We start from the raw sequence: 23326 nt of genomic DNA on the forward strand, positions 1-23326 counted from the left end.
AAACAATGAAAAGAACTCCCGTGGAAACAGGAGTTCTTTTACAATGTTGTCAATTTTAATTTACAAAAACTTTACCATCCTGAATAGTGAAGATACTTATATTTTCTGGTAGATTTTGAAGATGGTCTAAGCTTGTTGTTGTGATAAAGGTTTGGATTGAATGAGAAATCGTTTCCAATAATTTTAGTTGTCTAGTGTTGTCAAGTTCGCTCATAACATCGTCAAGCAGTAATATTGGAGATTCTGTAGTAATGCTTTCCATTAATTCGATTTCTGCTAATTTTATAGAAAGGACGAGACTACGATGTTGACCTTGACTTCCGAAACTAGCATCCATCCCATTTATATAAAAAGAAATGTCATCTCGATGAGGACCGACACCAGTATTCTTTTTAAATAAATCTCTGAATCTACTTTTTTCTAAAGCAATTTTGAAAGATTCGGATAAGTTTTGTTTGTCAGTTATATTGACAGAAGATTGATAGGATATTGACAACTCTTCAATCTGATTAGAAAGTTCAAAATGTTTCTTACGACCAAAATGCTCTAGTTTTTTTATGAAATCTAAGCGGTGATTCATCACACGACATCCATAATCAACTAACTGATCATCCAACACTGAAAGGAAGGTTTCATCTATTTTTTGAGCTGATTTTAGATAAGTGTTTCTTTGTTTTAGGATGTGGTTATAATTGGTTAAGTCTGATAGATAGATGGGCTTGATTTGTCCAAGTTCCATATCAATGAATTTTCGTCGAACTGAAGGTGCCCCTTTAATTAGTTGTAAATCTTCAGGAGCAAATAAGACAACATTCATGTGTCCTACATAGTCTGAAAGTCGTGCCTGTTTTAAGTGATTAACTTTTGTAACACGTCCTTTTTGTGTTAGTTCAATTTCGAGAGGAATAGATCCCGTTTTTTTCTGAACGAGACCTGAAAGATGAAGTTGTTCCTCATCAAAATGAATGAGATTTTTATCTGTTCGAGTTCGATGGCTACGTGTTAAGGCTAAAAAATAGATAGCCTCTAACATATTTGTTTTACCTTGTGCATTACGTCCTAAAAAGACATTTAATTTAGGATTAAAGTCTATTTTCGTCTCTTTGTAGTTACGAAAAGTTTTGAGAGATAGGTGTTGTAGCCACATGATTATCTACCAGGGAATCGTGGAGCTTGTTTGCTTTTTGGTGATGAAGCAGGTTTCGATTTGTCTTTTTTAACTCCCTTATTCATCTTTTTGACAAGTTTAGCGATCCGTTCTTTTTCAACTTTATCAGCATGGTATTCATCTTGCTCCTCAGAAGTAGGTTGTGTCAACAAAATGTCAATATTCATGTCAGGGATGTCAATTTTATCGCCAATACGAAGTTTTTTACCGCGACGACTCTCTAATTCCCCATTAAAGTAAACAGAATGTTCAGAGAGAAAGGATTTGATAGCTCCTCCGCTATGTGTGATTCCAAGTTCTTTGAGTAGTGCTTGGAGGGTAATAAATTCTTCAAATAATTTGTATTCCATAATTCACCTCAATCTTTGGTATTATACCATATTTTCCTAAAAATAGTGAGAGAAACAGGGAGAAATGTAAGCGATTTTTATTTCAAAAGTGTTACAGAGAACAAGAAAATTTCAGGTTTTCGTGATATAATAGAAGTCTGTATATAAGGAGGTAAATCATGGAGTTAGTGCATGGAATTTCAACACATTTTATCCAATCAAAAAAGTTTAAAACAAACAAAATTACCGTGCGTTTTACCGCTCCATTATCCCTTGATACGATTGCAGGTCACATGTTGAGTGCAAGTATGCTAGAGACTGCTAATCAGATGTACCCCACTTCTCAAGATTTGAGGAGACACTTGGCCAGTCTATACGGTACAGATATGTCAACCAATTGTTTCAGAAGAGGGCAAAGCCACATTATAGAATTGACATTTACCTATGTTCGTGATGAGTTTTTAAGTAGGAAAAACGTGCTAACTTCTCAGATTTTGGAACTTGTAAAAGAAACTCTTTTTTCACCCGTAGTAGTTGATAATGGGTTTGATCCGGCCTTATTTGAAATTGAGAAAAAACAATTGCTAGCAAGTTTAGCAGCTGATATGGATGATTCTTTTTATTTTGCACATAAAGAATTGGATAAATTGTTTTTTCATGATGAACGTCTTCAATTGGAATATAGTGATTTACGAAATCGTATTTTAGCTGAAACTCCACAAAGTTCTTATTCTTGTTTCCAAGAATTTTTGGCCAATGATCGAATAGATTTCTTTTTCCTAGGTGATTTTAATGAGGTTGAAATTCAAAATGTATTAGAATCATTTGGCTTTAAAGCTCGAAAAGGAGATATGAAGGTTCAGTATTGTCAACCTTATTCCAATATCCTTCAGGAAGGTATGGTTCGGAAAAATGTGGGACAGTCTATTTTAGAGTTGGGATATTATTGCTCTGCTGAATATGGCGATGAGCAACATTTACCCATGATTGTAATGAATGGTTTACTTGGTGGATTTGCTCATTCTAAGCTCTTTACAAATGTCCGTGAAAATGCTGGATTAGCTTATACCATTTCAAGTCAGCTTGATTTATTTAGTGGATTCTTGAGAATGTATGCTGGTATCAATCGAGAAAATAGGAATCAGGCTCGAAAAATGATGAATAATCAATTACTTGATTTAAAAAAAGGTTATTTTACAGAGCTTGAGCTAGAGCAGACCAAGGAAATGATTCGTCGGTCTTTGTTGCTTTCTCAAGATAATCAAGGTTCATTGATTGAACGTGCTTATCAAAATGCCTTACTTGGAAAATCTTCAGCAGACTTTAAAGGTTGGATTGCAAAACTCGAGCAAGTTGACAAAGATGCTATTTGTAGAGCAGCTAATAATGTGAAACTACAGGCGATTTACTTTATGGAAGGAATAGAATGACAAAGGTTGTTTTTGAAGAAAAATACTATCCAGCTGTAAAAGAAATGATTTATCGAACTCGTTTGTCAAATGGATTAACAGTTGTTCTTTTGCCTAAAAAGGAATTTAAAGAGGTTTACGGGAGTGTCACTGTACAGTTTGGTTCGGTAGATACGCTTGTCACAGAAGTTGACGGAGATGTAAAAGAATATCCTGCGGGAATTGCTCATTTTCTTGAACATAAATTATTTGAGAGAGAAGATTCTAGCGATTTGATGTCTGCTTTTACGAGTCTAGGTGCAGATAGTAATGCCTTTACAAGCTTTACAAAAACAAGCTATCTTTTTTCAGCAACGGATCATTTTTTAGAAAATTTAGATTTACTTGATGAATTGGTAACATCAGCACATTTTACTGAAGATTCCATTTTAAGAGAGCAGGATATTATTCAGCAAGAACGAGAAATGTATCAAGATGATCCAGATTCGTGTTTATTCTTTTCAACCTTAGCGAATTTGTATCCAGGTACACCTTTAGCGACGGATATAGTTGGAAGTGAGGAGTCCATTTCCCAAATAAATCTAACTAATTTGCAAGAAAATTTTGCAAGATTTTACAAACCTGTAAACATGTCTCTGTTTTTAGTTGGTGATTTTGATGTAGAGAAAGTACAGGACTATTTTGAAAGAAAAAAACTGAAAGATTTAGATGTTCAGGAACTAGCAAGAGAAAAGTTTCTTTTACAGGCTGTAAAGCAAACAGACAGTATGAGAATGGAAGTATCTTCTCCCAAACTAGCGATTGGAGTTAGAGGTAAGCGAGAAGTTGCTGAGGCGGATTGCTATCGACATCATATTTTATTAAAATTATTGTTTGCAATGATGTTTGGTTGGACTTCGGATCGTTTTCAAAAATGTTATGAATCAGGTAAAATAGATGCTTCCTTATCTCTTGAAATTGAAGTAACAAGTCGTTTTCATTTTGTTATGTTGACAATGGATACGAAAGAGCCAGTTGCTTTATCCCATCAATTTAGGAAGGCCATTCGTAATTTTACAAAGGATTTAGATATTACAGAGGATCATTTAGATATTATCAAAAGAGAGATGTTTGGAGAATTTTTCAGTAGCATGAACTCTCTTGAATTGCTTGCAACGCAATATGATGCTTTTGAACATGGTGAGACAATTTTTGATTTGCCGAAAATTTTACAGGAAATTACTTTAGAGGATGTCCTTGAAGCAGGGCATCACTTAATAGATGAAGGGGATATAGTTGATTTCACAATATTCCCATCGTAGTAACCTATCATAATAGACACTAGAAAGAAGGGATGACAAGTATGAGAAAAAAAACAATTGGTGAGGTTTTACGATTAGCTAGAATCAATCAGGGATTGAGTTTAGATGAATTGCAGAAAAAGACAGAAATCCAGTTAGATATGTTGGAAGCAATGGAAGCAGACGATTTCGATCAACTTCCAAGTCCTTTTTACACGCGTTCTTTCTTGAGAAAATATGCATGGGCTGTTGAGTTAGATGACCAAATTGTCTTGGATGCTTATGATTCTGGGAGTATGATTACTTATGAGGAAGTAGATGTTGATGAAGACGAGTTGACAGGGCGCAGACGTTCAAGTAAGAAAAATAAGAAAAAACCATCCTTTTTACCTTTATTTTATTTTATCCTTTTTGCCTTATCTATTTTAATTTTTGTGACCTATTATGTTTGGAACTATATTCAAACTCAACCAGAGGGGCCTTCTCTTTCTAATTACAGTGTGGTTCAATCAACAAGTTCAATAAGTTCAACTAGCTCTGTTCCCCACTCCTCAAGTAGTAGTTCATCTAGCAGTTCTTCTAGTATAGAATCAGCTATAAGTGTATCAGGTGAAGGAAATCATGTAGAAATCGCTTATAAGACAAGTAAGGAAACAGTTAAATTGCAATTGGCAGTTTCAGATGTTACAAGTTGGGTCAGCGTTTCAGAAAGCGAACTTGAGGGCGGTGTAACCTTATCGCCAGAGAAGAAAAGTGCAGAAGCAACAGTTGCAACTAAAAGTCCTGTAACAATTACCTTAGGTGTTGTAAAAGGTGTTGCTTTGACAGTAGATAATCAGACTGTTGATTTATCGAAATTAACAGCTCAGACTGGACAAATCACTGTAACCTTTACTAAAAATTAAGGAAAAACGAATGAAAAAAGAACAAATTCCCAATCTTTTAACAATAGGTCGAATTCTCTTTATACCTATTTTTATCTTTATTTTAACGATAGGAAATTCGATAGAGAGTCATATAGTGGCAGCTATTATCTTTGCTATTGCTAGTATTACAGATTATTTAGATGGATATTTAGCTCGTAAATGGAATGTGGTCAGTAATTTTGGTAAATTTGCAGATCCTATGGCGGATAAGTTACTAGTTATGTCGGCTTTTATTATGCTGATTGAGTTAGGTATGGCTCCAGCTTGGATTGTTGCAGTGATCATCTGTCGTGAGTTGGCTGTGACAGGTTTAAGGCTTTTATTGGTTGAAACTGGTGGAACAGTTTTAGCAGCAGCAATGCCTGGAAAAATTAAAACTTTTAGTCAGATGTTTGCCATTATTTTCTTGCTATTACATTGGACTTTGCTTGGTCAAGTTCTACTTTATGTAGCCTTGTTTTTCACTATCTACTCTGGCTATGATTACTTCAAGGGTAGTGCCTATGTATTTAAAGGGACATTTGGTTCGAAATGAAATCAATAATTGATGTAAAAAATCTTTCTTTTCGCTATAAGGAAAGTCAGGAATATTATGATGTGAAGGGTATTACGTTTCACGTGAAACGCGGAGAATGGCTTTCGATTGTAGGGCATAATGGTAGTGGTAAATCAACGACGGTTCGATTGATTGATGGCTTACTGGAAGCAGAATCTGGCGAGATTGTAATTGATGGTCAAAGGCTGACTGAGGAAAATGTTTGGAATATACGTCGTCAAATCGGTATGGTTTTTCAAAATCCAGACAATCAATTTGTTGGAGCGACTGTTGAGGATGATGTTGCCTTTGGTTTGGAAAATCAGGGACTTTCTCGTCAAGAAATGAAAAAGAGAGTGGAAGAAGCTCTAGATTTGGTTGGCATGTTGGACTTTAAAAAGAGAGAGCCGGCGCGTCTATCAGGTGGCCAAAAACAACGTGTGGCCATTGCAGGTGTTGTAGCCCTAAGACCAGCTATTTTAATCTTAGATGAAGCAACGAGTATGTTGGACCCTGAGGGGCGTAGAGAACTGATTGAGACAGTACAGGGAATTCGGAAAGACTATGATATGACGGTCATTTCTATTACCCATGATTTGGAAGAAGTTGCCATGAGTGACCGCGTATTGGTCATGAAAAAAGGGGAAATTGAATCAACTAGTAGCCCAAGAGAACTTTTCTCTCGAAATGATTTAGATCAAATTGGATTAGACGATCCTTTTGCCAATCAAGTAAAATATTCTTTGAGCCAGAATGGCTATGATTTACCTGAAAATTATTTGACAGAAAGTGAGCTAGAGGATAAATTATGGGAATTGCTCTAGAAAATGTGAGTTTTACATATCAAGAAGGGACTCCCTTAGCTTCAACAGCTTTGTCGGATGTTTCTTTGACGATTGAAGATGGTTCTTATACGGCTTTAATTGGGCACACAGGTAGTGGTAAATCAACTATTTTACAACTCTTAAATGGTTTATTGGTGCCAAGTCAAGGGAGTGTGAGGGTTTTTGATACCTTAATCACCTCGACTTCTAAAAATAAAGATATTCGTCAAATTAGAAAACAGGTTGGCTTGGTATTTCAGTTTGCTGAAAATCAGATTTTTGAAGAAACGGTTTTGAAAGACGTTGCTTTTGGACCGCAAAATTTTGGAGTTTCTGAGGAAGATGCGGAGCAGATTGCGCGTGAGAAACTGGCTTTGGTTGGAATTGATGAATCACTTTTTAATCGTAGTCCGTTTGAGTTGTCTGGTGGACAAATGAGACGTGTCGCCATTGCAGGCATACTTGCCATGGAACCAGCTATATTAGTCTTAGATGAGCCAACAGCTGGTCTAGATCCTCTAGGGAGAAAAGAGTTGATGACCCTGTTCAGAAAACTCCACCAGTCAGGGATGACCATCGTCTTGGTAACACATTTGATGGATGATGTTGCTGAACATGCGAATCAAGTCTATGTGATGGAAAAGGGACGTCTAGTTAAGGGTGGTAAGCCAAGTGATGTCTTTCAAGATGTTGTCTTTATGGAAGAAGTGCAGTTGGGAGTACCTAAAATTACGGCCTTTTGTAAACGATTGGCTGATAGAGGCGTGTCATTTAAACGATTACCGATTAAGATAGAGGAGTTCAAGGAGTCGCTAAATGGATAGTATGATTTTAGGGCGTTATATCCCAGGGGATTCGATTGTTCACCGATTGGATCCACGTAGCAAATTGCTTGCTATGATGCTACTGATTTTGATTGTGTTTTGGGCTAATAACCCCTTGACGAATCTGATTCTTTTTATAGCGACAGGGATATTTATTGCCTTGTCAGGAGTATCTCTTTCATTTTTTATTCAGGGCTTGAAGTCTATGTTTTTCTTGATTGCCTTCACAACTATTTTTCAACTATTTTTCATTTCTAATGGGAATGTTTTATTTGAGTTTTCGTTTGTGAGAATCACGGATTATTCTTTGCAACAAGCTGGAATTATTTTTTGTCGTTTTGTATTGATTATTTTCTTTTCAACTTTGTTAACCTTAACGACCATGCCCTTAAGTTTAGCATCAGCTGTCGAAGCTTTGTTAGCGCCTTTAAAGCGTGTGAAAGTTCCAGTTCATGAAATTGGATTGATGCTGTCCATGAGTCTACGTTTTGTCCCAACATTAATGGATGATACGACGCGGATTATGAATGCGCAGAAAGCGCGTGGAGTGGATTTTGGTGAAGGAAGCATTGTTCAAAAAGTAAAGGCGATGATTCCCATTTTGATTCCTCTTTTTGCAACAAGTTTAAAACGTGCGGATTCCTTGGCTATCGCTATGGAAGCGCGTGGTTATCAGGGTGGAAAAGGCAGAAGTCAATACCGACAATTGAAATGGACTCTAAAGGATACGCTGACCATTCTTGTTATTATCGTACTTGGTTGTTGCTTATTTTTCTTAAAATCTTAGTAGCTTTCAGGAATTGATAAAAAAGTTACTGTAACAGTTCTTGATATAAAGGTAGGGATATGAACCGTTTTAAAAAATCAAAATATGTCATTATTGTTTTTGTCACTGTTCTGCTTGTCTCAGCTCTCTTAGCGACGACTTATTCAAGTACAATTGTGACAAAATTAGGAGATGGAATCTCATTGGTTGATAGGGTTGTGCAAAAACCTTTTCGGTGGTTTGATTCTGTCAAATCAGATTTGGCTCATTTGACACGAGCATATAATGAAAATGAAAGTTTGAAGAAACAGCTTTACCAGTTAGAAGTCAAATCAAATGAGGCGGAAAGTTTAAAGACGGAAAATGAACAACTGCGTCAATTGCTTGATATGAAGTCTAAATTGCAAGCCACAAAGACTTTGGCAGCAGATGTTATTATGCGTTCTCCGGTATCTTGGAAGCAGGAGTTGACCTTGGATGCAGGTAGATCAAAAGGTGCTTCTGAGAATATGTTAGTAATTGCAAACGGTGGTTTGATTGGGAGTGTTTCAAAAGTGGAGGACAACTCTACTATGGTCAACCTTCTGACAAATACGGAAAATGCTGATAAGATTTCTGTTAAAATTCAACACGGCACTACCACAATTTATGGTATTATTGTTGGCTACGACAAGGAAAATGAAGTTCTTAAAATTAGCCAATTAAATAGTAATAGCGATATTAGTTCAGGCGATAAGGTGACAACGGGTGGATTAGGAAACTTTAATGTTGCGGATATTCCTGTTGGTGAAGTGGTTGCCACAACGCATAGTACAGACTATTTGACACGAGAAGTAACTGTTAAATTGAGTGCAGATACTCATAATGTGGATGTGATAGAATTAGTGGGGAATTCATAATGAGACAGTTGAAGCAGGTTGGAGTATTTTTATTGCTTCCTTTCTTTGTTCTAATTGACGCCCATATTAGCCAGCTTCTGGGCTCATTTTTCCCCCATGTACATTTGGCTAGTCATTTTCTGTTTCTATTTCTCTTATTTGAGACGATAGAAGTATCAGAGTATCTCTATCTAGTCTATTGTTTTGTTATAGGCTTGGTTTATGATGTTTACTTTTTCCATCTAATAGGGATTGCAACTCTCTTATTTATCTTATTGGGAGCCTTCCTTCATAAATTGAATAGTGTTATTTTGTTGAATCGTTGGACAAGAATGCTAGCTATGATTGTGCTGACATTCCTGTTTGAAATGGGTAGTTATCTTTTGGCTTTTATGGTAGGGTTGACAGTAGATAGCATGTCGATTTTTATAGTCTATAGCTTGGTACCGACGATGATTTTAAATTTTTTATGGATTACTGTTTTTCAATTTATTTTTGAAAAATATTATCTATAAGAACGACATATAAATGTAACAAAGGCGTAATGTTTATTGGAATTTTTTTTGGTATACTAGTATTGTCTTAAACAGAAGGAGTATTTATTAGCCATGAAGAAAAAAATCTTAGCCTCGCTTTTATTAAGTACAGTAATGGTTTCCCAGGCAGCAGTATTGACGACTGCCCATGCAGAAACGACTGATGACAAAATTGCTGCTCAAGATAATAAAATTAGTAATTTAACAGCACAACAAGAAGAAGCACAAAAACAAGTTGATCAAATTCAGGAGCAAGTATCTGCGATTCAAGCAGAGCAATCTAACTTGCAATCTGAAAATGATAGATTACAAGCAGAATCTAAGAAACTCGAGGGTGAGATTACAGAACTTTCCAAAAACATTGTTTCTCGTAACCAATCTTTGGAAAAACAAGCTCGTAGTGCTCAAACAAATGGAGCTGCAACTAGCTATATCAATACCATTGTAAACTCAAAATCAATTACAGAAGCTATTTCACGTGTTACTGCAATGAGTGAAATCGTATCTGCGAACAACAAAATGTTAGAACAACAAAAGGCAGATAAAAAAGCTATTTCTGAAAAACAAGTAGCAAATAATGATGCTATCAATACTGTAATTGCTAATCAACAAAAATTAGCTGATGATGCTCAAGCATTGACTACGAAACAGGCAGAACTAAAGGCTGCTGAATTGAGTCTTGCTGCTGAGAAAGCGACAGCTGAAGGGGAAAAAGCAAGTCTATTAGAGCAAAAAGCAGCAGCTGAGGCAGAGGCTCGTGCAGCTGCGGCAGCAGAAGCAGCTTATAAGGCAAAACAAGTAAGTCAACAACAAACAGTTGTTGCTTCTGGAAATACGACTTTTGCAGCACAGGTTCAAGCTGTAGCTTCTTCGGAATCAACAACATATACTCCTGTGGCAGTCAAACAACGCCCAACATACAGTACAAATGCTTCAACTTATCCAATTGGTGAATGTACATGGGGAGTTAAAACATTAGCACCTTGGGCTGGAGACTATTGGGGTAATGGAGCACAGTGGGCCACAAGTGCAGCAGCAGCAGGTTTCCGTACAGGTTCAACACCTCAAGTTGGAGCAATTGCATGTTGGAACGATGGTGGATATGGTCACGTAGCGGTTGTTACAGCTGTTGAATCAACAACACGTATCCAAGTATCAGAATCAAATTATGCTGGGAATCGTACAATTGGAAATCACCGTGGATGGTTCAATCCAACAACGACTTCTGAAGGTTTTGTAACATATATTTATGCAGACTAATTATAGAGGGACTCGAATAGAGCCCTCTTTTCAGATTTTACCAGAGACAATAACTATTAAAAATCCCATCAAAATAGCTTGAAAATATTGAAAAAGTATGGTAGAATAAAAATTGTCGTATGAACGATAATACTCATTCTTGATGAATTGTGAAGCAGTTGCCCTTGGGTCGTTTTGCGAGTTGAAGTCAAGAAGAGGAAAAAACAAAAAGGAGAAATACTCATGGCAGTAATTTCAATGAAACAACTTCTTGAGGCTGGTGTACACTTTGGTCACCAAACTCGTCGCTGGAACCCTAAGATGGCTAAGTACATCTTTACTGAACGTAACGGAATCCACGTTATCGACTTGCAACAAACTGTAAAATATGCTGACCAAGCATACGACTTCATGCGTGATGCAGCAGCTAACGATGCAGTTGTATTGTTCGTTGGTACTAAGAAACAAGCAGCTGATGCAGTTGCTGAAGAAGCAGTACGTTCAGGTCAATACTTCATCAACCACCGTTGGTTGGGTGGAACTCTTACAAACTGGGGAACAATCCAAAAACGTATCGCTCGTTTGAAAGAAATCAAACGTATGGAAGAAGATGGAACTTTCGAAGTTCTTCCTAAGAAAGAAGTTGCACTTCTTAACAAACAACGTGCGCGTCTTGAAAAATTCTTGGGTGGTATCGAAGATATGCCTCGTATCCCAGATGTGATGTACGTAGTTGACCCACATAAAGAGCAAATCGCTGTTAAAGAAGCTAAAAAATTGGGAATCCCAGTTGTAGCGATGGTTGACACAAATACTGATCCAGATGATATTGATGTAATCATCCCAGCTAACGATGACGCTATCCGTGCTGTTAAATTGATCACAGCTAAATTGGCTGACGCTATCATCGAAGGACGTCAAGGTGAGGATGCAGTAGCAGTTGAAGCAGAATTTGCAGCTTCAGAAACTCAAGCAGATTCAATTGAAGAAATCGTTGAAGTTGTAGAAGGCGACAACGCTTAATTTATATAAATAGTAATTACCTAGGAGGGCGGGGCTTAGCCCGGCTCTCCTATTTTTAAAAAATATAGGAGAATCAAAATGGCAGAAATTACAGCTAAACTTGTAAAAGAGTTGCGTGAAAAATCTGGTGCCGGTGTTATGGACGCTAAAAAAGCGCTTGTAGAAACAGACGGTGACATCGAAAAAGCGATTGAATTGCTTCGTGAAAAAGGTATGGCTAAGGCAGCTAAGAAAGCTGACCGTGTTGCTGCAGAAGGTTTGACTGGTGTTTATGTTGACGGTAACATTGCAGCAGTTGTTGAAGTAAATGCTGAAACTGACTTCGTTGCGAAAAACGCTCAATTTGTTGAGTTAGTAAACGCAACAGCTAAAGCAATCGTTGAAGGAAAACCAGCTAACAACGAAGAAGCTCTTGCTTTGACAATGCCTTCAGGTGAAACTCTTGAAGCTGCATACGTATCTGCAACAGCAACTATCGGAGAAAAAATCTCATTCCGTCGCTTTGCATTGATTGAAAAAACAGACGCACAACACTTTGGAGCTTACCAACATAACGGTGGACGTATCGGTGTTATCTCTGTAATCGAAGGTGGAGACGAAGCACTTGCTAAACAAATTTCAATGCACATCGCAGCGATGAAACCAACAGTTCTTTCATACAAAGAATTGGATGAGCAATTTGTTAAAGATGAGTTGGCACAATTGAACCACGTTATCGACCAAGATAACGAAAGTCGTGCAATGGTTAACAAACCAGCTCTTCCACACTTGAAGTATGGATCAAAAGCACAATTGACTGATGAAGTGATTGCTCAAGCTGAAGCTGACATCAAAGCTGAGTTGGCTGCAGAAGGCAAACCAGAAAAAATCTGGGACAAAATTATCCCAGGTAAAATGGATCGCTTCATGCTTGACAACACTAAAGTTGACCAAGCTTATACACTTCTTGCACAAGTTTACATCATGGATGACAGCAAGACAGTTGAAGCATACCTTGAATCAGTTAACGCTTCAGTAGTTGAGTTCGCTCGCTTTGAAGTTGGTGAAGGTATTGAGAAAGCTGCAAACGACTTTGAAGCTGAAGTTGCAGCTACAATGGCAGCAGCCTTGAATAACTAATTATAGAAAGGAAGTAAATTTGCTTCCTTTTTTCTATGCAGTCGATCCTTATAGGGAGAGCTTCCTATTTTCAAGGTAAAAATAAAAAGCCCTATAATAAGGGCCAATTGTATTTAGGAGACTAAACTTCAAATTCATAGAGTGCTGTAGAGAGATAACGTTCACCGTTATCTGGTGCTAGAGCAAGGATTTTTTTACCTGTACCTAATTTTTTGGCAATCTCGATGGCTCCGTAGATAGCTGCAGCTGAGGAAATCCCTACAAGGAAGCCTTCTTTTCCACCAATTTCACGTCCGAGTGCAAGAGCATCATCTGATGTTACACGAACGATACCATCATAGGCTTTAGTATCAAGTGTATCAGGAATAAATCCAGCTGAGATACCTTGAATTTTGTGAGGACCAGGTTTTTCACCAGATAGAATAGCAGATTCATCAGCTTCCACTGCATAAACTTGAATGTTTGAATTTGCTGATTTGAGTGCATGAGAAACACCAGAAATCGTTCCACCGGTACCCACTCCAGCAACAAAGGCATCTAGTCCATCTTTACCGAAAGCAGCTAGTATTTCAGCTCCTGTTGTTCTTTCGTGTACTTCTGGATTAGCTGGATTGTCAAATTGAAGAGGAAGGAAGCCATCACGTTCAGCAGCGATTTCTTGAGCCTTAGCAATAGCACCCTTCATTCCTTCGCTACCAGGCGTAAGGACGAGTTCAGCACCATAGGCTTGGATAATCTTACGGCGTTCTACACTCATAGTTTCAGGCATAACGATGACAACTTTATACCCTTTAGCAGCCCCTACCCATGAAAGTCCAATACCAGTGTTTCCACTTGTTGCTTCAACAATAGTAGAACCAGGTTTCAGAATACCATCTTGTTCAGCTTTTTCAATCATGCTAAGGGCAATACGGTCTTTTACAGATGAACCAGGATTAAATGCTTCAAGTTTTACATAGACATCTGCAGCACCTTCTGGCACAATGTTGTTGAGTCTAACAATCGGTGTTTGACCGACTAGTTCAGTAATGTTGTTATAAATAGACATATGAATACCTCTTTGTATAAGATATTTCTAGTATAACGCTATCTATACCATTTGTAAAATATAGAAATCCTATCGAAGTGATAGGATTTTTTTATATCACAGGTCTAAGCCATTAATTTTTAAGCGATTGTGTTCAGCTAATTCTAGTAAATAGGTGTAAAGGAAAACGATATCAGGTTTCGTTTGAATTGCTTCATTTTCTAGTATATTTTGGTACGCATCTTTTTATTTTGCTAATTAAAGTAGCGGTGGAAATATCAGTGAAACACTGTATTATCTATTGTTTACACTAGGTTTACAGGAACCTCAACTTCGCGTAAACCTTGATCAGTTAAAGTGACTTTTCCATTAAAAAATTCTACCAGTGCAGCTTTAATAGTTTCTTTTTCTTCTTTATCAACATAAATCATCGTATCGACTTGATCTGTAAAGTTTGTATCCAGCTCCATGAGATTATGTTCTTTAAGAAAGTTACTGTACTCTTGGTACTGAGCATAAGACATTTGAATAGCAATGCCCGCCTGTTCCTTTATTTCAATGATGCCAATTTCTTTGACAGCTAAGGCGACACTGCCGGCGTAGGCACGAATTAGTCCTCCAGCGCCTAGTTTAATACCACCAAAGTAGCGTGTCACAACCACACAGACATTGGTGAGATTGTGATTTTCTAGTACCCCAAGCATGGGAACACCAGCAGTACCACTAGGCTCACCATCATCACTTGTACGTTTAATTTCACTACGTTCTCCAATAATAAAGGCAGAGCAGTTATGTGTCGCTTTGTAGTGTTCTTTTTTGATGGCAGTAATGAAGTCACGAGCCTCTTCTTCGCTATAAACACGCTTGGCATGGCAGATAAAGCGAGATTTTTTGATTTCTTCTTGGACTTGACCGTCCTCTTTAATTGTTCTAAATTCCATGATTTAATTGTACTAAAAAATCATCTAAAGTGCTAGTTTTTACGAATAAAGAAGTATGAAAGTAAATCCAAATTATCTCGGTCGTTTGTTTACTGAGAATGAATTAACTAAAGAGGAACGTCAGTTGGCGGAGAAACTTCCAGCAATGAGAAAGGAGAAAGGGAAACTTTTCTGTCAACGTTGTGATAGTGCTATTTTAGATGAATGGTATTTGCCCATCGGTGCTTACTATTGTAGGGAGTGTTTACTGATGAAGCGAGTCAGGAGTGATCAAGCTTTATACTATTTTCCGCAGGAGGATTTTCCGAAGCAAGATGTTCTTAAATGGAGTGGTCAATTAACTCCTTTTCAAGAGAAGGTATCACAGGGACTGATTCGAGCAGTAGACAAGCAGGAGCCAACCTTGGTTCACGCTGTAACAGGAGCTGGAAAGACAGAAATGATTTATCAAGTAGTGGCCAAAGTGATTGATGAAGGTGGTGCAGTATGTTTGGCCAGTCCTCGCATAGATGTTTGTTTGGAGCTATACAAGCGCCTGCAAGATGATTTTGCTTGCGAGATATCTTTACTACACGGAGAATCAGAGCCGTATTTTCGAACACCACTAGTTGTTGCGACGACCCATCAGTTATTGAAGTTTTATCAAGCTTTTGATTTGCTGATAGTGGATGAAGTAGATGCCTTTCCTTATGTTGACAATCCCACGCTTTACCATGCTGTCAAGAATAGTGTAAAGGAGAATGGATTGAGAATCTTTTTAACAGCGACTTCGACAGATGAGTTAGATAGGAAAGTCCGTTTAGGAGAACTAAAAAGATTGAGCTTACCGAGACGGTTTCATGGAAATCCGTTGATTATTCCAAAACCAATTTGGTTATCGGATTTTAATCGCTACTTAGATAAGAAGTGTTTGTCGCCAAAGTTAAAGTCCTATATTGATAAGCAGAGAAAGACAGGTTATCCGTTACTTATTTTTGCTTCAGAAATTAAGAAAGGGGAGCAGTTAAAAGAAATCTTACAGGAGCAATTTCCAAATGAGAAAATTGGCTTTGTATCTTCTGTAACAGAGGATCGATTAGAGCAAGTACAAGCTTTTCGAGATGGGGAGCTGACAATACTTATCAGTACGACAATCTTGGAGCGTGGAGTTACATTCCCTTGTGTGGATGTTTTCGTAGTAGAGGCCAATCATCGTTTGTTTACCAAGTCTAGTTTGATTCAAATTGGTGGACGAGTTGGACGAAGTATGGATAGACCGACAGGAGATTTGCTTTTCTTCCATGATGGGTTAAATGCTTCAATTAAGAAGGCGATTAAGGAAATTCAGATGATGAATAAGGAGGCTGGTCTATGAAGTGCTTGTTATGTGAGCAGACTATGAAGACTGTTTTAACTTTTAGTAGTCTCTTACTTCTGAAGAATGATGCCTCCTGTCTTTGTTTAGATTGTGATTCTACTTTTGAGAGGATTGGAGAAGAGCACTGTCCAAACTGTATGAAAATAGGATTGTCAACAAAGTGTCAAGGTTGTCAATTTTGGTGTAAAGAAGGAGTTGAAGTCAGTCATAGAGCGATTTTTACTTACAATCAAGCTATGAAGGATTTTTTCAGTCGGTATAAGTTTGATGGAGACTTCCTTTTAAGAAAAGTGTTTGCTTCAGTTTTAAGTGAGGAGTTAAAAAAGTACAAAGAGTATCAATTTGTAGTCATTCCCCTAAGTCCTGATAGATATGTTAACAGAGGATTTAATCAGGTTGAGGGCTTGGTAGAGGCAGCAGGTTTTTCGTATCTGGATTTACTAGGGAAAAGAGAAGAGAGAGCCAGTTCTTCTAAAAATCGTTCAGAACGCTTGGGGACAGAACTTCCTTTCTTTATAAAAAGTGGAGTCACTATTCCTAAAAAAATCCTACTTATAGATGATATCTATACTACAGGAGCAACTATAAATCGTGTCAAGAAACTGTTGGAAGAAGCTGGTGCTAAGGATGTAAAAACATTTTCCCTTGTAAGATGAGGAAAAAATTTGCAAAAATAGAATGAAAGCGTTATAATAAAATCATAAAAACAAAAATGTTTAGAAAGAAGGTACTCATATGATTAAATATAGTATACGTGGTGAAAACCTAGAAGTAACAGAAGCAATTCGTGATTATGTAGTTTCTAAACTCGAAAAGATCGAAAAGTATTTTCAAGCTGAACAAGAGTTGGATGCTCGAGTTAACTTGAAGGTGTATCGTGAAAAAACTGCTAAAGTGGAAGTAACGATTCCGCTTGGCTCTATTACTCTTCGTGCAGAAGATGTATCTCAAGATATGTATGGTTCAATTGACCTTGTAACTGATAAAATTGAACGTCAGATTCGTAAAAATAAAACAAAAATCGAGCGTAAAAATAAAAATAAGGTAGCAACTGGTCAATTATTTACAGATGCTTTGGTGGAAGATTCAAATGTTGTCCAGTCTAAAGTTGTTCGTTCAAAACAAATTGATTTAAAACCAATGGATTTGGAAGAAGCAATTCTACAAATGGATTTATTGGGGCATGATTTCTTTATCTATGTGGATGTTGAAGATCAGACAACCAATGTGATTTATCGTCGTGAGGATGGCGAAATTGGTTTGTTAGAGGTTAAAGAATCTTAATTTCAATATGTGTAAAGGTAGGTTTACTGAATTGTAAACTACCTTTTTCTTATAATTGATAGAATTACTGATTACACTTTTAAAAAGTCGCTTTTTGAGGGGTATTATGGTATAATGGGTGCCAAGAGGTTTTGAATGAAAAAATTTTATGTAAGTCCAATTTTTCCTATTCTAGTAGGATTGATTGCGTTTGGAGTCTTATCCACTTTCATTATTTTTGTTAATAATAATCTGTTGACGGTTTTCATTTTGTTTCTTTTTGTAGGAGGCTATGTTTTTTTATTTAAGAAACTGAGAGTGCATTATACAAGGAGTGATGTAGAACAGATACAGTATGTAAACCACCAAGCGGAAGAAAGTTTGACATCTCTATTGGAACAGATGCCTGTAGGTGTTATGAAATTGAATTTATCTTCTGGAGAGGTTGAGTGGTTTAATCCCTATGCTGAATTGATTTTGACCAAGGAAGATGGCGATTTTGATTTAGAAGCTGTTCAAACGATTATCAAGGCTTCAGTAGGAAATCCGTCTACTTATGCTAAGCTGGGTGAGAAGCGTTATGCTGTTCATATGGATTCTTCTTCCGGTGTTTTGTATTTTGTAGATGTATCCAGGGAGCAAGCCATAACAGATGAATTAGTAACGAGTCGACCAGTGATTGGAGTTGTGTCTGTGGATAATTATGATGATTTGGAGGATGCAACTTCTGAGTCAGATATTAGTCAAATCAATAGTTTTGTAGCTAATTTTATATCAGAGTTTTCAGAAAAATACATGATGTTTTCTCGTCGGGTAAGTATGGATCGATTTTATCTATTTACTGACTATACGGTGCTTGAGGGCTTGATGAATGATAAATTTTCTGTTATTGATGCTTTCAGAGCAGAGTCGAAACAGAGGCAGTTGCCCTTGACCTTAAGTATGGGATTTTCTTATGGCGATGGAAATCATGATGAAATAGGGAAAGTTGCTTTGCTCAACTTGAACTTGGCTGAAGTACGTGGTGGCGACCAGGTGGTTGTCAAGGAGAATGATGAAACGAAAAATCCAGTCTACTTTGGCGGTGGGTCGGCTGCGTCCATCAAGCGCACTCGTACCCGTACTCGATCAATGATGACAGCCATATCTGATAAGATTCGTAGTGTGGATCAAGTGTTTGTAGTTGGGCATAGAAATTTAGATATGGATGCTTTGGGCTCTGCTGTAGGTATGCAGTTGTTCGCCAGCAATGTGATTGAAAATAGCTATGCTCTTTATGACGAAGAACAAATGTCTCCAGATATTGAACGAGCTGTTTCATTCTTAGAAAAAGAAGGAGTTACGAAGTTGTTGTCTGTTAAGGATGCAATGGGGATGGTGACCAATCGTTCTTTGTTGATTCTTGTAGACCATTCAAAGACAGCCTTAACATTATCAAAAGAATTTTATGATTTATTTACCCAAACTATTGTTATTGACCACCACAGAAGGGATCAGGATTTTCCAGATAATGCAGTTATCACTTATATCGAAAGTGGTGCAAGTAGTGCCAGTGAGTTGATAACGGAGTTGATTCAGTTCCAAAATTCTAAGAAAAATCGTTTGAGTCGTATGCAAGCAAGTGTCTTGATGGCTGGTATGATGTTGGATACTAAAAATTTCACCTCACGAGTGACTAGTCGGACATTTGATGTTGCTAGCTATCTCAGAACGCGCGGAAGTGATAGTATTGCTATCCAAGAAATCGCTGCGACAGATTTTGAAGAATATCGTGAGGTCAATGAACTGATTTTACAGGGGCGTAAATTAGGTTCAGATGTACTAATAGCAGAGGCTAAGGACACGAAATGCTATGATACAGTTGTTATTAGTAAGGCAGCAGATGCCATGTTAGCTATGTCAGGTATTGAAGCGAGTTTTGTTCTTGCGAAAAATACACAAGGCTTTATATCCATCTCAGCTCGGAGTCGTAGTAAACTGAATGTGCAACGGATTATGGAAGAGTTAGGCGGTGGAGGTCACTTTAATTTGGCAGCAGCTCAAATTAAAGATTTAACCTTGTCAGAAGCAGGTGAAAAACTGACAGAAATTGTATTAAATGAAATAAAGGAAAAGGAGAAAGAAGAATGAAAGTAATCTTTTTAGCAGATGTTAAAGGAAAAGGTAAAAAAGGCGAAATTAAGGAAGTACCAACAGGGTATGCGCAAAACTTTCTTATCAAAAAGAACCTAGCAAAAGAAGCGACTGCTCAAGCTGTAGGTGAACTTCGTGGTAAACAAAAATCTGAAGAGAAAGCTCACGCTGAGATGATTGCAGAAGCAAAAGCAATTAAAGCCCAGCTGGAAGCAGAAGAAACAGTTGTAGAATTTGTTGAAAAAGTTGGTCCAGATGGTCGTACCTTTGGTTCTATTACCAATAAGAAGATTGCAGAAGAATTGCAAAAGCAATTTGGAATTAAGATTGATAAACGTCATATTCAAGTACAAGCTCCGATTCGAGCAGTTGGTTTGATTGATGTGCCAGTGAAAATCTATCAAGATATCACAAGTGTAATCAATCTTCGTGTGAAAGAAGGATAAGTTTACACCTTCTTGACAAGATTGTAAAAGGAAGGGAAATCTGATGGCAGAAGTAGAAGAGTTACGAGTACAACCTCAAGATATCTTAGCTGAACAATCCGTTTTGGGGGCTATCTTTATTGATGAGAGTAAGCTTGTTTTTGTGCGAGAATATATTGAGTCTCGGGACTTTTTTAAGTATGCCCATCGTTTGATTTTCCAAGCTATGGTCGATTTATCCGATCGTGGCGATGCCATAGATGCAACAACGGTTCGTACCATTCTTGATAATCAAGGCGATTTGCAGAATATTGGTGGCTTGTCTTACTTGGTTGAGATTGTCAATTCTGTGCCAACTTCTGCTAATGCGGAGTATTATGCTAAAATCGTTGCAGAAAAGGCTATGTTACGGCGATTAATCGCCAAGTTGACAGAGTCTGTCAATCAAGCTTACGAAGCGTCGCAACCAGCTGATGAAATCATTGCTCAGGCAGAAAAAGGCCTGATTGATGTCAGTGAAAATGCTAATCGAAGCGGGTTTAAGAACATTCGAGATGTGTTGAATGTCAACTTTGGAAATCTGGAAGCTCGCTCGCAACAAACGACCGATATTACAGGTATTGCGACAGGCTATCGTGATTTAGATCATATGACGACTGGTCTGCATGAAGAGGAGTTGATTATCTTAGCAGCTCGTCCGGCGGTTGGTAAGACAGCTTTTGCCTTGAATATCGCTCAGAATATTGGGACTAAGTTGGACAAAACGGTTGCTATCTTTTCGCTGGAAATGGGTGCGGAAAGTCTAGTCGATCGTATGTTAGCGGCAGAAGGGTTGGTTGAGTCGCATTCTATCCGTACAGGTCAATTGACCGATGAGGAGTGGCAAAAATATACCATTGCTCAAGGGAACCTAGCAAACGCAAGTATCTATATCGATGATACGCCAGGGATTCGAATTACAGAGATTCGTTCTCGTTCTCGTAAACTGGCTCAAGAAACGGGCAATCTAGGTTTGATTTTGATAGATTACTTGCAGCTTATCACGGGAACTGGGCGAGAAAACCGCCAACAAGAAGTTTCAGAAATTTCACGTCAGTTGAAAATCCTAGCCAAGGAACTGAAGGTTCCAGTAATCGCTCTGAGTCAGTTGTCTCGTGGTGTAGAACAACGTCAGGATAAAAGACCAGTCTTGTCTGATATTCGTGAATCTGGGTCTATCGAGCAGGACGCTGATATCGTAGCCTTTCTTTATCGCGACGATTACTATGAGCGTGGTGGTGAAGAAGAGGAAGGCATACCAAATAATAAGGTGGAAGTTATTATCGAGAAAAACCGTAGTGGAGCTCGTGGAACTGTGGAATTGATTTTCCAAAAAGAATACAATAAATTTTCAAGTATCTCAAAGAGGGAGGCATAAGATGTCAGATGCATTTACAGATGTAGCCAAGATGAAAAAAATCAAAGAGGAAATCAAGGCGCATGAGGGTCATGTAATTGAAATGACTTTGGAAAATGGGCGCAAGCGCCAAAAAAATAGATTGGGTAAGTTAATTGAAGTTTATCCATCCCTATTTATTGTGGAATTTGGGAACGTTGAAGGAGATAAACAAGCTAATGTTTACGTTGAATCCTTTACCTACTCAGATATCCTTACAGAAAAGAATTTGATTCATTATCTGGACTAAAGTGAGAGATTTTCTCACTTTTTCTTTTTTCTCCGAATAGTTTAAGTGAAGGCAATCTTCGATTTATATTATTTTTCAAGGAGGAAGAATGAAAATTTTACCGTTTATAGCAAGAGGGACAAGTTATTACTTGAAGATGTCAGTTAAAAAGCTTGTTTCTTTTTTAGTAGTAGGATTGATGCTAGCAGCGGGTGATAGTGTCTATGCCTACTCTGGAGGGAATGGATCGATTGCGCGTGGAGATGATTATCCTGCTTATTATAAAAATGGGAGCCAGGAGATTGATCAGTGGCGCATGTATTCTCGTCAGTGTACTTCTTTCGCAGCCTTTCGTTTGAGTAATGTCAATGGTTTTGAGATTCCAAGGGCTTATGGAAATGCGAATGAATGGGGGCATCGTGCTCGTCGTGAAGGCTATCGTGTAGATAATACACCGACGATTGGCTCCATTGCTTGGTCTACTGCAGGAACTTATGGGCATGTTGCCTGGGTGTCAAATGTAATGGGAGATCAGATTGAGATCGAGGAATATAACTATGGTTATACAGAAGCCTATAATAAACGAAGTATAAAAGCAAATACGATGACAGGATTTATTCATTTTAAAGATTTGGCTGGTGGCAGTGTTGGGACTAGTCAATCCTTAGCTTCAACAGGGGGCACACATTATTTTAAGACTAAGTCAGCTATCAAAAATCAACCTCTAGCTAGCGCAACTGTGATTGATTACTATTATCCTGGGGAGAAGGTTCATTATGATCAAATTCTCGAAAAAGATGGCTACAAGTGGTTGAGTTATACGGCTTATAACGGAAGTCGTCGCTATATACAGCTAGAGGGAGTGACTTCTTCACAAAATTATCAGAATCAATCAGGAAATAGCTCTAGCTATAGATCCAATAGTAGTCCAACTGTCGGTTGGAAGAAAATAAATGGTAGTTGGTATCATTTCAAATCAAATGGTTCTAAATCAACAGGCTGGCTGAAAGACGGTTCTAGCTGGTATTATTTGAAATTATCTGGTGAAATGCAGACAGGATGGTTAAAGGAAAATGGCTCGTGGTATTATCTGGATAGTTCAGGGGCAATGAAAACAGGCTGGTATCAAGTTTCTGGTAAGTGGTATTATTCTTACTCTTCAGGTGCCCTAGCTGTTAATACGACGGTGGATGGCTACAGAGTAAACAGTGATGGAGAACGAGTGTAGAAAATTGGAGTAGGAAATTTTTCCTGCTCTTTTCTGGTACGACGGGCATGTCGTGCATCTGAGGTGTAAGTCCTCGGTGGGCACCTGCTACCGGTGAACCCAATAGCGATTCCCAAGCCTGACTATCGTGAGGTAGCGGATTAAAACGGTCTGGGGATAGACCGTTTTAAGTCTGACACTGGAAATAAGAATCGTCAGAGGAAGGGATAGCGAAATCGTGGCTCTACGAACAGGAAGGTGATAGTAAGGCGTATATAGCGGATAAGGGGGCCAGAAACTCTAAAGTCCAAAAAGGTAGTCGTAACCCATATGCGTAAATCACGAGAGTAATTGAATTCGGACTAAGGTTTGTGTGAAAAAGATAAATCTTTCTAGAGTCTAAAGACTCTGCGTCAGATTTTCTATTTTCACTCTAACCTTTTAACGTCCTCA

At 37.9% G+C, this 23326-nt stretch carries 24 protein-coding genes and 1 pseudogene; 20 read left to right on the forward strand and 5 right to left on the reverse strand.

Going from position 1 to position 23326, the window contains the following annotated elements:
• Positions 1-55 precede the first annotated feature (55 nt).
• On the reverse strand, positions 56-1147 hold the full coding sequence (recF, locus tag HT671_RS00950) for a DNA replication/repair protein RecF (RefSeq protein WP_172923005.1): 1092 nt from the start codon (positions 1145-1147) through the stop codon (positions 56-58).
• A gap of 2 nt (positions 1148-1149) precedes the next feature.
• Positions 1150-1518 (reverse strand): S4 domain-containing protein YaaA, encoded by a 369-nt coding sequence (gene yaaA / locus HT671_RS00955; RefSeq protein WP_172923006.1) that lies wholly within the window; start codon positions 1516-1518, stop codon positions 1150-1152.
• Positions 1519-1676: 158 nt separating this feature from the next.
• On the opposite strand from yaaA, the gene HT671_RS00960 reads away from it, so the two are divergent.
• The 12 genes from HT671_RS00960 (at position 1677) to tsf (ending at position 12856) form a co-directional block, all read left to right on the forward strand.
• Positions 1677-2927: a pitrilysin family protein gene (locus tag HT671_RS00960; RefSeq protein ID WP_000424266.1), complete on the forward strand. Its 1251-nt coding sequence runs from the start codon at positions 1677-1679 to the stop codon at positions 2925-2927.
• Complete coding sequence (locus HT671_RS00965) at positions 2924-4207, forward strand: pitrilysin family protein (protein ID WP_000170199.1); 1284 nt, start codon at positions 2924-2926, stop codon at positions 4205-4207. Before HT671_RS00960 ends, HT671_RS00965 begins: the two co-directional genes overlap by 4 nt.
• Positions 4208-4248: 41 nt before the next feature.
• Positions 4249-5091 (forward strand): cytoskeleton protein RodZ, encoded by an 843-nt coding sequence (gene rodZ, locus HT671_RS00970; RefSeq protein ID WP_023936269.1) that lies wholly within the window; start codon positions 4249-4251, stop codon positions 5089-5091.
• 10 nt (positions 5092-5101) lie between these two features.
• Entirely contained in the window at positions 5102-5647 is a 546-nt protein-coding gene (gene pgsA, locus HT671_RS00975; protein WP_000712127.1) for a CDP-diacylglycerol--glycerol-3-phosphate 3-phosphatidyltransferase, read from the forward strand.
• The gene (locus HT671_RS00980; protein WP_138703037.1) at positions 5644-6471 is read left to right on the forward strand and encodes an energy-coupling factor ABC transporter ATP-binding protein; all 828 of its coding nucleotides are present in this window, start codon (positions 5644-5646) and stop codon (positions 6469-6471) included. The genes pgsA and HT671_RS00980 overlap by 4 nt, the downstream gene beginning before the upstream one ends.
• Positions 6456-7295, forward strand: coding sequence for an energy-coupling factor transporter ATPase (locus tag HT671_RS00985; RefSeq protein WP_023936271.1), 840 nt, complete (start codon positions 6456-6458; stop codon positions 7293-7295). Before HT671_RS00980 ends, HT671_RS00985 begins: the two co-directional genes overlap by 16 nt.
• The gene (locus HT671_RS00990; protein WP_050207771.1) at positions 7288-8082 is read left to right on the forward strand and encodes an energy-coupling factor transporter transmembrane protein EcfT; all 795 of its coding nucleotides are present in this window, start codon (positions 7288-7290) and stop codon (positions 8080-8082) included. Before HT671_RS00985 ends, HT671_RS00990 begins: the two co-directional genes overlap by 8 nt.
• Positions 8083-8141: 59 nt before the next feature.
• On the forward strand, positions 8142-8960 hold the full coding sequence (gene mreC, locus HT671_RS00995) for a rod shape-determining protein MreC (RefSeq protein WP_001078988.1): 819 nt from the start codon (positions 8142-8144) through the stop codon (positions 8958-8960).
• Positions 8960-9454, forward strand: a complete 495-nt coding sequence (gene mreD, locus HT671_RS01000) for a rod shape-determining protein MreD (RefSeq protein WP_023933023.1) — start codon at positions 8960-8962, stop codon at positions 9452-9454. The genes mreC and mreD overlap by 1 nt, the downstream gene beginning before the upstream one ends.
• A 93-nt stretch (positions 9455-9547) precedes the next feature.
• Positions 9548-10735: a CHAP domain-containing protein gene (locus HT671_RS01005; protein ID WP_023936275.1), complete on the forward strand. Its 1188-nt coding sequence runs from the start codon at positions 9548-9550 to the stop codon at positions 10733-10735.
• A gap of 222 nt (positions 10736-10957) precedes the next feature.
• Entirely contained in the window at positions 10958-11737 is a 780-nt protein-coding gene (rpsB, locus tag HT671_RS01010; RefSeq protein WP_000268466.1) for a 30S ribosomal protein S2, read from the forward strand.
• Positions 11738-11815: 78 nt separating this feature from the next.
• Positions 11816-12856 carry a translation elongation factor Ts gene (tsf, locus tag HT671_RS01015; RefSeq protein WP_023936278.1) on the forward strand — a complete coding sequence of 347 codons (1041 nt, stop codon included), beginning with the start codon at positions 11816-11818 and terminating at the stop codon, positions 12854-12856.
• A gap of 121 nt (positions 12857-12977) precedes the next feature.
• Here the strand turns inward: tsf and cysK are convergent, their stop codons facing one another.
• From cysK to HT671_RS01025, 3 genes and pseudogenes are all read right to left on the reverse strand, one after another.
• Positions 12978-13904, reverse strand: a complete 927-nt coding sequence (gene cysK / locus HT671_RS01020) for a cysteine synthase A (protein WP_023936280.1) — start codon at positions 13902-13904, stop codon at positions 12978-12980.
• Positions 13905-14000: 96 nt separating this feature from the next.
• Positions 14001-14084: pseudogene (locus HT671_RS11470) on the reverse strand (PH domain-containing protein); the annotation flags it as partial.
• A 104-nt stretch (positions 14085-14188) separates the two neighbouring features.
• Positions 14189-14824, reverse strand: a complete 636-nt coding sequence (locus HT671_RS01025) for a YigZ family protein (protein WP_000395743.1) — start codon at positions 14822-14824, stop codon at positions 14189-14191.
• A gap of 55 nt (positions 14825-14879) precedes the next feature.
• On the opposite strand from HT671_RS01025, the gene HT671_RS01030 reads away from it, so the two are divergent.
• From HT671_RS01030 to cbpD, 8 genes are all read left to right on the forward strand, one after another.
• Entirely contained in the window at positions 14880-16178 is a 1299-nt protein-coding gene (locus HT671_RS01030) for a DEAD/DEAH box helicase (protein ID WP_054392554.1), read from the forward strand.
• Positions 16175-16837, forward strand: coding sequence for a ComF family protein (locus HT671_RS01035; protein ID WP_023936284.1), 663 nt, complete (start codon positions 16175-16177; stop codon positions 16835-16837). Before HT671_RS01030 ends, HT671_RS01035 begins: the two co-directional genes overlap by 4 nt.
• Positions 16838-16916: 79 nt before the next feature.
• A complete protein-coding gene (gene raiA / locus HT671_RS01040) occupies positions 16917-17465 on the forward strand; it encodes a ribosome-associated translation inhibitor RaiA (protein WP_000599099.1) in 549 nt (182 codons plus the stop codon).
• Between the two features lie 135 nt (positions 17466-17600).
• Positions 17601-19574 carry a DHH family phosphoesterase gene (locus tag HT671_RS01045; protein WP_119941818.1) on the forward strand — a complete coding sequence of 658 codons (1974 nt, stop codon included), beginning with the start codon at positions 17601-17603 and terminating at the stop codon, positions 19572-19574.
• Entirely contained in the window at positions 19571-20023 is a 453-nt protein-coding gene (gene rplI, locus HT671_RS01050; RefSeq protein WP_000864214.1) for a 50S ribosomal protein L9, read from the forward strand. Before HT671_RS01045 ends, rplI begins: the two co-directional genes overlap by 4 nt.
• A gap of 43 nt (positions 20024-20066) precedes the next feature.
• On the forward strand, positions 20067-21419 hold the full coding sequence (gene dnaB / locus HT671_RS01055; RefSeq protein WP_000852490.1) for a replicative DNA helicase: 1353 nt from the start codon (positions 20067-20069) through the stop codon (positions 21417-21419).
• Position 21420: 1 nt separating this feature from the next.
• A complete protein-coding gene (locus tag HT671_RS01060; protein ID WP_001278160.1) occupies positions 21421-21687 on the forward strand; it encodes a Veg family protein in 267 nt (88 codons plus the stop codon).
• Between the two features lie 88 nt (positions 21688-21775).
• A complete protein-coding gene (gene cbpD / locus HT671_RS01065) occupies positions 21776-22894 on the forward strand; it encodes a choline binding-anchored murein hydrolase CbpD (protein ID WP_000698583.1) in 1119 nt (372 codons plus the stop codon).
• Positions 22895-23326 lie beyond the last annotated feature (432 nt).

The organism is Streptococcus sp. 2741 (genome assembly GCF_013276315.1).
Classification (GTDB): Bacteria; Bacillota; Bacilli; order Lactobacillales; family Streptococcaceae; genus Streptococcus; species Streptococcus pseudopneumoniae.

Excerpts from the sequence above, each read along its gene's own strand:
- raiA (WP_000599099.1), top strand. The coding sequence starts at position 16,917 with ATGATTAAATATAGTATACGTGGTGAAAACCTAGAAGTAACAGAAGCA.
- HT671_RS01060 (WP_001278160.1), top strand. The coding sequence starts at position 21,421 with ATGTCAGATGCATTTACAGATGTAGCCAAGATGAAAAAAATCAAAGAG.
- dnaB (WP_000852490.1), top strand. The coding sequence starts at position 20,067 with ATGGCAGAAGTAGAAGAGTTACGAGTACAACCTCAAGATATCTTAGCT.
- rplI (WP_000864214.1), top strand. The coding sequence starts at position 19,571 with ATGAAAGTAATCTTTTTAGCAGATGTTAAAGGAAAAGGTAAAAAAGGC.
- HT671_RS00965 (WP_000170199.1), top strand. The coding sequence starts at position 2,924 with ATGACAAAGGTTGTTTTTGAAGAAAAATACTATCCAGCTGTAAAAGAA.
- tsf (WP_023936278.1), top strand. The coding sequence starts at position 11,816 with ATGGCAGAAATTACAGCTAAACTTGTAAAAGAGTTGCGTGAAAAATCT.
- rodZ (WP_023936269.1), top strand. The coding sequence starts at position 4,249 with ATGAGAAAAAAAACAATTGGTGAGGTTTTACGATTAGCTAGAATCAAT.
- HT671_RS00960 (WP_000424266.1), top strand. The coding sequence starts at position 1,677 with ATGGAGTTAGTGCATGGAATTTCAACACATTTTATCCAATCAAAAAAG.
- cysK (WP_023936280.1), bottom strand. The coding sequence starts at position 13,904 with ATGTCTATTTATAACAACATTACTGAACTAGTCGGTCAAACACCGATT.
- HT671_RS01005 (WP_023936275.1), top strand. The coding sequence starts at position 9,548 with ATGAAGAAAAAAATCTTAGCCTCGCTTTTATTAAGTACAGTAATGGTT.
- rpsB (WP_000268466.1), top strand. The coding sequence starts at position 10,958 with ATGGCAGTAATTTCAATGAAACAACTTCTTGAGGCTGGTGTACACTTT.
- mreC (WP_001078988.1), top strand. The coding sequence starts at position 8,142 with ATGAACCGTTTTAAAAAATCAAAATATGTCATTATTGTTTTTGTCACT.
- mreD (WP_023933023.1), top strand. The coding sequence starts at position 8,960 with ATGAGACAGTTGAAGCAGGTTGGAGTATTTTTATTGCTTCCTTTCTTT.
- HT671_RS00985 (WP_023936271.1), top strand. The coding sequence starts at position 6,456 with ATGGGAATTGCTCTAGAAAATGTGAGTTTTACATATCAAGAAGGGACT.
- recF (WP_172923005.1), bottom strand. The coding sequence starts at position 1,147 with ATGTGGCTACAACACCTATCTCTCAAAACTTTTCGTAACTACAAAGAG.
- yaaA (WP_172923006.1), bottom strand. The coding sequence starts at position 1,518 with ATGGAATACAAATTATTTGAAGAATTTATTACCCTCCAAGCACTACTC.
- HT671_RS00980 (WP_138703037.1), top strand. The coding sequence starts at position 5,644 with ATGAAATCAATAATTGATGTAAAAAATCTTTCTTTTCGCTATAAGGAA.
- pgsA (WP_000712127.1), top strand. The coding sequence starts at position 5,102 with ATGAAAAAAGAACAAATTCCCAATCTTTTAACAATAGGTCGAATTCTC.
- HT671_RS01025 (WP_000395743.1), bottom strand. The coding sequence starts at position 14,824 with ATGGAATTTAGAACAATTAAAGAGGACGGTCAAGTCCAAGAAGAAATC.
- HT671_RS00990 (WP_050207771.1), top strand. The coding sequence starts at position 7,288 with ATGGATAGTATGATTTTAGGGCGTTATATCCCAGGGGATTCGATTGTT.
- HT671_RS01030 (WP_054392554.1), top strand. The coding sequence starts at position 14,880 with ATGAAAGTAAATCCAAATTATCTCGGTCGTTTGTTTACTGAGAATGAA.
- cbpD (WP_000698583.1), top strand. The coding sequence starts at position 21,776 with ATGAAAATTTTACCGTTTATAGCAAGAGGGACAAGTTATTACTTGAAG.
- HT671_RS01035 (WP_023936284.1), top strand. The coding sequence starts at position 16,175 with ATGAAGTGCTTGTTATGTGAGCAGACTATGAAGACTGTTTTAACTTTT.
- HT671_RS01045 (WP_119941818.1), top strand. The coding sequence starts at position 17,601 with ATGAAAAAATTTTATGTAAGTCCAATTTTTCCTATTCTAGTAGGATTG.